This window comes from Streptomyces sp. NPDC022910 (genome assembly GCF_055561075.1).
This window is the reverse complement of sequence record NZ_JBVHHL010000123.1, coordinates 1-7,333: the sequence shown is the minus strand read 5'-3', so window position 1 is coordinate 7,333 and position 7,333 is coordinate 1. Positions and strand designations below refer to the sequence as shown.

Sequence of the window (7,333 nt, the reverse complement as noted above, 5' to 3'; positions counted from 1 at the left end):
TCCCGACCAGCCAAGGCAACAACTGACAAGACCAACTGAAGACTGGGTCAGAACTCAACCGCCCAAAGAGGGTCACGATTCAGCCGCCGCCGACAACCCTCGGCTGCGCCGTCATCCGCTGGCGACGACTGCGCACCGCACTTTGTTGAGAGTGAGGGCAGGCGATGCGCCCCAGGGGATGGCCTGCTCGATGCGTCAGAACGCATACGTGGCAGTCGGGCCCGCGCAGCCTCACATCCGGGATCTCAGCACGTCGACCTCACAGCCCGGCGCGGAGGGGTCGAAGCCGTGCTCGACCAGCCAGCGAACCCCCAGCAGGCTTCGCAACGACCACCACGCGTGGATCACGTCGAGGTCGATGTCGATGCCATAGCCGGCGATGACATCGTCGAGGTGCTCCTCGTGTCCGAGCGTGAAGGTGGCGAGGTCGTACAGGGCATCACCCTGGCCCGCCTCGGACCAGTCGATGATGCCCGTGACCTCGTCGCCGTCGACGAAGACGTGCGCGATCTGCAGGTCGCCGTGCGTGAACGCCGGAGTCCACGGCCGGAGCGCGGCCTCGGCGACCTGGCGGTTGCGGGTGACCAGGTCGGCGGGCAGGACGCCGTTCGTCACGAGCAACTCGCACTCGTCGTCGAGTTCCGCCGCCAGCGCGACGATGCTCCGGCCGGCCCGGCCCGGCCGGGACGGCAGCGGCGCGTCGTGCAGCTTCCGGATGGCGGCGCCCGCCGCGGCCCACGCCGCCGGCGACTCGGTCGACGGCCCGCCGAGGCGCCCGAGCGTCGTCCCCGGGAGTGCGGCGGTCGCGAGCACGGGCGGCTTGCGCCACAGGACCTCCGGGGTCGGGACCGGCGCGAGGGACATCGCCTCGACCTCGACGTCGATGCGCGCCTGATCGGCGTCCACCTTCAGGAACACGTCGCCGACCCGCAGAGTCGCGCGCTCGGAATGGGCGACGACGACTTTGACCTCATCCATGGGCGACCAGTATCCCGGGGATGACCGTCGACGTCGCCGGGTTTTCGCGTGCGATTACGCGGCTGACCGCCTCCCGCTACCCAGCGGCCTCGTGCACGACACCGACCTCTGACCAGGTCAAGCCCACCACTTTTGTTAGGAGTCCTAAGGACTTGCCGGGAAATAAGTCGTGGCTTCCGGCTGCGGGGATCGTTGTTCTGGTATGGGGAGACCGGAGGGGATCGAGGCCGTGTTGGCCGCGAAGTTCCAGGCGTTGTTGCCGCACCTGGATGAGCGTCAGCGCCGCTTGGCCATAGGGGCGGAAGCGCGGTCGTTGGGGCATGGCGGGATCAGGCTCGTCGCCGCTGTGGCCGGGGCGCGGAGGGCACGGTCTCGCGCGGGGCGGCTGAACCGGAGTCCGGTCGGGTGCCGTTGGGGCGGGTCCGTCGCCCTGGCGGAGGCCGGAGGAAGGCAAGGGAGCTGGACCTGGGGCTGCTGCCCGCGCTGCTGGCGTTGGTCGAGCCCGACGAGCGGGGTGATCCGATGTCGCCGCTGCGGTGGACGACGAAGTCGACCCGGAAGCTGGCGGAGGTGAAGCCGAGCATTGCCTGCATCATCGCCAAGGTCACCAGTTCCGCGTCGCTGAGCTGGGGCGCGATGCCCACGGCCGGCCGCCACGGGGCCAACTGCGGCCAATCCTTCAGCAAGTCGTCGGTCTTCACATAGAGTGCGGCGGCGAGGGAGTCCAGCTGTCTTCACACACCGACGTCGGACTCCTTCGCCACATCCACGGGCCCCTTCCCGCACATACAGGCTCCTGCGGCACCGGTCAGAGTTGCCGACGAGGTGGCGTCGACTACGTGATCAAGCAGCGCCCACTGATCTCCGTGGCCCAGGCTTCGGATTGCGGCGACCCACTGCCGCAGAGATGATCGTATTGTGTCTGAGGGTCTGCCCTCGGGGGCAGGTGAGCGACTACTGATAGAGCTGGTCAGGGCCGCCCAGCAGGCGTCGCCTGAAGAGCTCTCGGGGGTTCTGAACCGGTATGCCGAGGACATGGGCGTGGGCCAGGCCGTCGTCTACCTGGTCGATCTCCAGCAGAGGTGGCTACTTCCGCTGGTCGAGGGAGTGCCGGACCTGGAGGTCGATGCTTCCTTGGCCGGATGGGTGTACCGCACCGACTCTCTGCGGGTGGAGGGAGAGGAGTTCGGCGGGCTGACTCTTTGGCTACCGCTGATCGACGGAGCGGAGCGGCTTGGCGTCCTGGAAATCCAGACCGAAACCCTCGACGGGCTCAAGCTGCGGCGCTGCCAGACGATGGCATCAGTCCTCGCCCTGGTGATCACGTCCAAACGCGCTTACAGCGACACCATCGCGCAGCGCATGCGGTCCCGTCCGATGCAACTGCACACAGAGATGGTGAGGGCCTTTCTCCCTCCGCGCTCGATCGGTACGGGGCAGGTGGTGTCGACCGCTGTCCTGGAGCCCGCGTACGACCTGGGCGGCGACGCCTTCGACCATTCCTTCACCAAGGACCTCTTGCATGCCACGATCCTCGATGGCATGGGTCACGACCTGGCGTCCGGCATCGCCACCTCGGTAGCCATGGCGGGCTGCCGCAACGCCCGGCGTAAGGGTGCAGACCTGACCGAACTCGTGAGCTCCGTCGACCAGGCACTGGCGAAGTGGCTTCCGGACCAGTTCTGCACGGGCATCTTCACCCAGCTGCATATGCCCACCGGTGTGCTGCGCTGGTGCAACTGCGGCCATCCGCCGCCTTTGCTCATCCGCCACGACCGCCTGCTGCACAAGGCCCTGGAGCGAGACTCCGAGCCCCCGCTAGGTCTGACCGCCAACCTGGCCGCGGCACCGCCTCAGGTGCACGAGACGAATCTCGAACCCGGTGACCGGGTCCTGCTCTATACCGACGGGGTCGTGGAGTCGCGCAACGAGGGTGGCGAGGAATTCGGGCTGGAACGCTTCACCGACTACATCATCCGTTCAACTGCGGCCGGGCAGACCGCTCAGGAGGTGCTTCGCCTGCTCATCCACGCCATCCTCGATCACCGACAAAGCCGACTCAGTGACGATGCCACGATCCTGATGGTTGAGTGGCAGCGGCTCGGCACCGGCGGGGCCACCAGTTGCCCCACCGAGGCGGTCCGCCGGCCGTAAGTCGCAGCTTCGCGCAGAGACGCTGGCCGGGCCGCCTGCCGAGTTCCATCGCAACCGCCCTCACCGACCGTGTCGCCGTGGAGGAACGGCGCCATGGCTCAATCAGGCCCGCCACCTGCTCCACGAACGTCCGGCGTCGGCATGGCTCTGGTCGCAGAAGAATCGGCGCACGTACAAGCGAACGACCAACCCCAGCCCGTCGACGGGTAACTCGGAGATGTGACGCCAATAGCGGCTGTGAACGCGCGTGGCAGGGCGCTGGCACTCGGGGCACCTTCCCGGCGGGCCGCATCCCGCCGCGTCGACCAACGCATGGCCGTCGACGGCCATGAGTTGCCTCACGTTGAGGTTCAGGGCCGGCCACAGGAGATCCTCACGCGTCTCTACCTGCATGACACAAGGAACCACGCCCGCTCCACGGTGTGTGGGTCGACGGCGGACGGGATGGGAGCTGGGGGAGGTATTGGGTTGCGGTGGTAGGTCTGTGAGTGACCAGCCCGGTGGCTTCCCGTGCGGGACACGCATGTCGTGCTCGGCGGGATTCGTCGGGTGCCGGACGACCTTCCGCACGCGGCGTGTTCAGGGAGTGTCCGCGGATCTCACCGCAACATCGGCCGAGCGGCCGATCTTGCCGCCGCCGGGCCCTGGACGCCATCCGATTCGGAATCGCTGCGCACGCGAGCCGCCACAAGGGCCACAACAGGGGGATCGGAATCAGACGGATCGGTTTTCCGCGCTGACCATCCAGGCGTGCTTCTCCAGGGAACCGATGATCGCGTGCAGCAGATCGGCAGTGGAGGGGTCCTCGCTGTCGACCTGGTCATGATGGGTGCGCAGCGTATCAACGGTGGCACGTAGGCGTGCGGTGACGAGGTCGACAACCGTGCTTACACTCTGCTCGCCCTCAGGGAACGTAGGGAGAGTGGTGGTCGCTGCCACGGTGTCAGAACGACCGTCCGGGTACGTCGCGAGTGCGCGCATACGTTCGGCGATGGTGTCCGCCGCCTCCCGGGCATCGTCGACGACCTGATCCAGTTGCAGATGCAGGTCCCGGAAGTTGTGGCCGACCACATTCCAGTGGGCCTGCTTCCCTTGGAGGTGCAGTTCAACGAGGTCCACCACGATTTGTTGCAAGGCTCGGGCGAACTGCGGCGAGGCCGTGAACTGGGCGGCATCGCTCTCTGAACGGCGAGAGCCCCCAGTGGCGGATGAAGCGGTCATGTCTCTCCTCGAGAGCGCGGGAGGGCGGGCTTGCGGAACGGGAGGCCCGTTGGCCGACGCCATCAAGCCTACGAAGATCCCTCTCCGCCGCCACCGGACATTCGTCCGTCCACCCGTCTGGTTGCATCGGCGCTACCCCGCCAGGCATGCCCTGTACAGTCCTCGCCTCGCCGATCCCCGCTGCCACATCGGACTTGTCAAGAGCGCCCTTTCTCCTGACATCAGCGCCTGACACCAACAAGCGCGAACAGCAGCGGTCGGCGCCGTATCCAGGCGGACAACGAGTCGAGTCACGGACCAGGTTGACCGGCGTGGGCGTCGGCCGCCCTGTGGAACTCGGCCCGCATCCTGACCTCGGTCCGCTCGGCGAACGCTGATGCGCCGTGGGTCCAGAAGGCCGGGTTGCCCCTGGCGGCACGCCGCCAGGGGACCCAAGCCAGTCACGGGCACCGGCGCACTGTCGCGGCGACTACTCGTAGCCGAGGACCTTGAAGTTCTTGCTCACGAAGATGTGGTGCGGCCAGTTGACGCTGATGTTGTGGACCTCATACTCGCCGTTGCTCAGCTTCACCACCCGATCGTTGATGCCTCCGGGGACGACGGCCTGCGCGGCCTTGGTCGCCTTGTCCGCCGCCGCTCCGCTGACGATGGTCCCCTCTCCCTCGGTGTAGTCCGGGATCTGACCGACCGACTTCACCGGTGACGGCGTCCCCTGCTTGAAGGGGATCACCCCTGCCGCCTCGGCAGCCGCAACTCCGCCGTCACCCTTGGGCTGCACGATGACCTTCGTAGCCGTGATGGTCGCGCTGTCGACCGTCCCCAGGACGAGGACGCTTGCACCCTCCTTCACGGCGCGCCCCGAGGCACGGCGGGTCCCCATCTTGTAGGTCGTGGAGGACGCCTCGTCGACGGTTACCTTCACACCCGTTGCCGTTGACAGGGTGAAGCCCGACGTGGACGTGGTCTGGACGATGCCGGTCGCACCCCCGGCAGACGGCCCAGCCACGGGCCCGCCACCGGCGGGCCGACTGGGCGTTGCTGTCGGTGAGGATGTGGCTGTGGAAGAAAGGGGCAACGCGGACGATGAGGAAACCGCCGCAGCGGACGTGCCGGCAGTGGCCAGTCCGGCCAACGCACACGTCAGCCCGGCGGCCACCATCAATCCGCCCTTCTTCGACAGCGACCGCCGCACCCTCGGGCGGCGTGCTTGCACGGCCATGGTCGCCGGGGCCGAGCCGGCCGGCGAGTGACTTGTCGGGTCATGGTCATTCACGACTGCTCCTGATCGCGTGGGACAACTGGTGCTGAGCCTGCTGGCCGTTCGTATGAGGACGCTGTAGTTGAGCTGAGGACCTCCTAAGAAGCTGTTGTCCTACCGATCGCGACTGTTGAGTTTCCGCTGGCGGGGCGTGAACGGTACAAGCGCTGGCTGTGCGACGAAAACACTCCGCTGGCAAGTGGACGGGACGGAGCATCAGGAGAAGTTCGCCACCAAGACGCTTGCCGATGCCCACCTGTGCGGAGCTGCTGACCGCGACGCGAAAGAGCGAGCCGTTTGAGACGGAAGTATTCCGCCCGCTCACGGACCAGGGCTTTACGGCCGGGAGCCTGCACCCGGTCCTCCCCAGGTCGCAGACCGTCCGGTCTACGTCGTGATGGCGGTGACCGTGGACGGCACTCGGGACATCCTCGGCATCAGCATGTCGGTGTCGGAGTAGCCGTAGTCGATGACGCCCTGAGCCTTGAGGGGATTGGTGTACGACGTCGGGGGCGGACGGTGGCGGTCCAGCCGGACACGCATATAGTGCTGTGAATGTTCGACTGGGTGACATCCGAGTTGTAGGCGCCGGGTGTACAAGAGGAGTCGGGCAGCGGCAAGTAGGCGTGGGAGCAGGTCGACGCCTGGGCGGTGCCGGCCGAAGCGGCGATCACACCGGCGGCCCCGAGGGCCAGAGCGCTGATGGTGGCGGTGAAGTGACGCATATGGGGTTCTCCCGCAGGATCGGCCCGGACAGTGGGGTGCCAGGCAGCTGAGGGCATGACGCCACCACCCAGGTCTATGCGAGTAGAGCCGCGGGATGAACAAGAAGCGACCTGCGCAATCCTTACCTCGGCCTGACCGAGCTTTTCCGAAGCCCCGTGTTTCGCCGCGAGTTGGGCCAACTTGCGAAGCCGTTCGAAGGGGGCGGCTGGGTTGTGCGGGATCGCGCGGGATCAGGCGTCGGAGTCGCGCTTTGCCTCCGTCGCCGTCTTCGAGAAAGTGTCGTGCCAGGCGGCTTTCGCTCCGGAGTCGCCGATCCGGTAAACGTCCACGACCGCACCCACGGCAACGGCCAGTGAAAGCACCCCCACGACGATCCGCACAGGCAGGACCGACCAGCGCATGCCGCCGTCGCGCCCAGGCCCCGCCGGAGCTTGCCTCCCCGACCACCACACGACCGCGGCCAGCACGAACAGACCTACGGCCCACGGCAGCAGCCCGTCACCCAGCTCGGTGTGCCGGCGAACAAGGGCGTCGTCCTTCACATGCTGTTCCAGCCACTCGCCTGCCTGCGTAGTCAACGGCACGCTGACCAGGGCAACGAGGGCCAGCAGCGGCAACAGCAGCCCCAGCCGTCGGGCGGCGCGTGGCCACAGTGCTGCCACTACCAAGGCCAGTGCGGTGAGAGGTACCAGCACGACGACTATATGGACCAGCAGGACATGGGCGGGCAGCCCGTTGATCAGACTCATCGAGGTGCTCCTGAGTGTGGTGGGGGGGGCGCCAGACTGGCACACGAATCTCTCAGCTTCCTCTCAGATACGGCTGTGGACTCATTTCCAGAGATGCCGAAACACCGGGGCGCGCACGTTCTCCCAGACAGCGCAGCAACGCCAAGCCCTCGGCCTGCCCGACCTCTGACGACGCCCCGGATGCGACCTCGCTCACGCTCGCCACTGGACCGATGCCGACGTCGTAGAGCTGTCTCGGGGGAACCCA

8 protein-coding genes and 2 pseudogenes are annotated in these 7,333 nt (G+C 67.1%); 3 read left to right on the top strand and 7 right to left on the bottom strand.

Annotation, left to right across the window (positions count from 1 at the left end):
• Window positions 1-231: 231 nt before the first annotated feature.
• Window positions 232-978: a phosphotransferase family protein gene (locus ACZ3TS_RS42170; protein ID WP_467628313.1), complete on the bottom strand. Its 747-nt coding sequence runs from the start codon at window positions 976-978 to the stop codon at window positions 232-234.
• 202 nt (window positions 979-1,180) lie between these two features.
• Here ACZ3TS_RS42170 and ACZ3TS_RS42165 point away from each other — a divergent pair.
• Window positions 1,181-1,545: pseudogene (locus ACZ3TS_RS42165) on the top strand (ISAzo13-like element transposase-related protein); the annotation flags it as partial.
• Here the strand turns inward: ACZ3TS_RS42165 and ACZ3TS_RS42160 are convergent.
• Window positions 1,545-1,706, bottom strand: a pseudogene (locus tag ACZ3TS_RS42160) (IS982 family transposase); the annotation flags it as partial. The pseudogenes ACZ3TS_RS42165 and ACZ3TS_RS42160 sit on opposite strands and share 1 nt — an antisense overlap.
• A gap of 190 nt (window positions 1,707-1,896) precedes the next feature.
• Between ACZ3TS_RS42160 and ACZ3TS_RS42155 the strand changes: the two are divergent.
• Entirely contained in the window at window positions 1,897-3,132 is a 1,236-nt protein-coding gene (locus tag ACZ3TS_RS42155; protein WP_467628311.1) for a PP2C family protein-serine/threonine phosphatase, read from the top strand.
• Window positions 3,133-3,234: 102 nt separating this feature from the next.
• Here ACZ3TS_RS42155 and ACZ3TS_RS42150 read toward each other — a convergent pair whose 3' ends face one another.
• The 3 genes from ACZ3TS_RS42150 to ACZ3TS_RS42140 form a co-directional block, all read right to left on the bottom strand.
• Entirely contained in the window at window positions 3,235-3,462 is a 228-nt protein-coding gene (locus ACZ3TS_RS42150) for a transposase family protein (protein ID WP_467628315.1), read from the bottom strand.
• Window positions 3,463-3,846: 384 nt separating this feature from the next.
• Entirely contained in the window at window positions 3,847-4,353 is a 507-nt protein-coding gene (locus tag ACZ3TS_RS42145) for a Dps family protein (protein WP_467628308.1), read from the bottom strand.
• A 469-nt stretch (window positions 4,354-4,822) separates the two neighbouring features.
• On the bottom strand, window positions 4,823-5,359 hold the full coding sequence (locus tag ACZ3TS_RS42140) for a hypothetical protein (RefSeq protein WP_467628305.1): 537 nt from the start codon (window positions 5,357-5,359) through the stop codon (window positions 4,823-4,825).
• A gap of 52 nt (window positions 5,360-5,411) precedes the next feature.
• On the opposite strand from ACZ3TS_RS42140, the gene ACZ3TS_RS42135 reads away from it, so the two are divergent.
• A complete protein-coding gene (locus tag ACZ3TS_RS42135) occupies window positions 5,412-5,603 on the top strand; it encodes a hypothetical protein (RefSeq protein WP_467628302.1) in 192 nt (63 codons plus the stop codon).
• A 395-nt stretch (window positions 5,604-5,998) separates the two neighbouring features.
• Here the strand turns inward: ACZ3TS_RS42135 and ACZ3TS_RS42130 are convergent, their stop codons facing one another.
• Together ACZ3TS_RS42130 and ACZ3TS_RS42125 are read right to left on the bottom strand one after the other, a co-directional pair.
• Window positions 5,999-6,154 (bottom strand): hypothetical protein, encoded by a 156-nt coding sequence (locus ACZ3TS_RS42130; RefSeq protein ID WP_467628300.1) that lies wholly within the window; start codon window positions 6,152-6,154, stop codon window positions 5,999-6,001.
• 413 nt (window positions 6,155-6,567) lie between these two features.
• Entirely contained in the window at window positions 6,568-7,086 is a 519-nt protein-coding gene (locus ACZ3TS_RS42125) for a DUF2231 domain-containing protein (RefSeq protein WP_467628298.1), read from the bottom strand.
• Window positions 7,087-7,333: the final 247 nt, after the last annotated feature.

Excerpts from the sequence above, each read along its gene's own strand:
- ACZ3TS_RS42170 (WP_467628313.1), bottom strand. The coding sequence starts at position 978 with ATGGATGAGGTCAAAGTCGTCGTCGCCCATTCCGAGCGCGCGACTCTG.
- ACZ3TS_RS42150 (WP_467628315.1), bottom strand. The coding sequence starts at position 3,462 with ATGGCCGTCGACGGCCATGCGTTGGTCGACGCGGCGGGATGCGGCCCG.
- ACZ3TS_RS42145 (WP_467628308.1), bottom strand. The coding sequence starts at position 4,353 with ATGACCGCTTCATCCGCCACTGGGGGCTCTCGCCGTTCAGAGAGCGAT.
- ACZ3TS_RS42130 (WP_467628300.1), bottom strand. The coding sequence starts at position 6,154 with ATGCGTGTCCGGCTGGACCGCCACCGTCCGCCCCCGACGTCGTACACC.
- ACZ3TS_RS42125 (WP_467628298.1), bottom strand. The coding sequence starts at position 7,086 with ATGAGTCTGATCAACGGGCTGCCCGCCCATGTCCTGCTGGTCCATATA.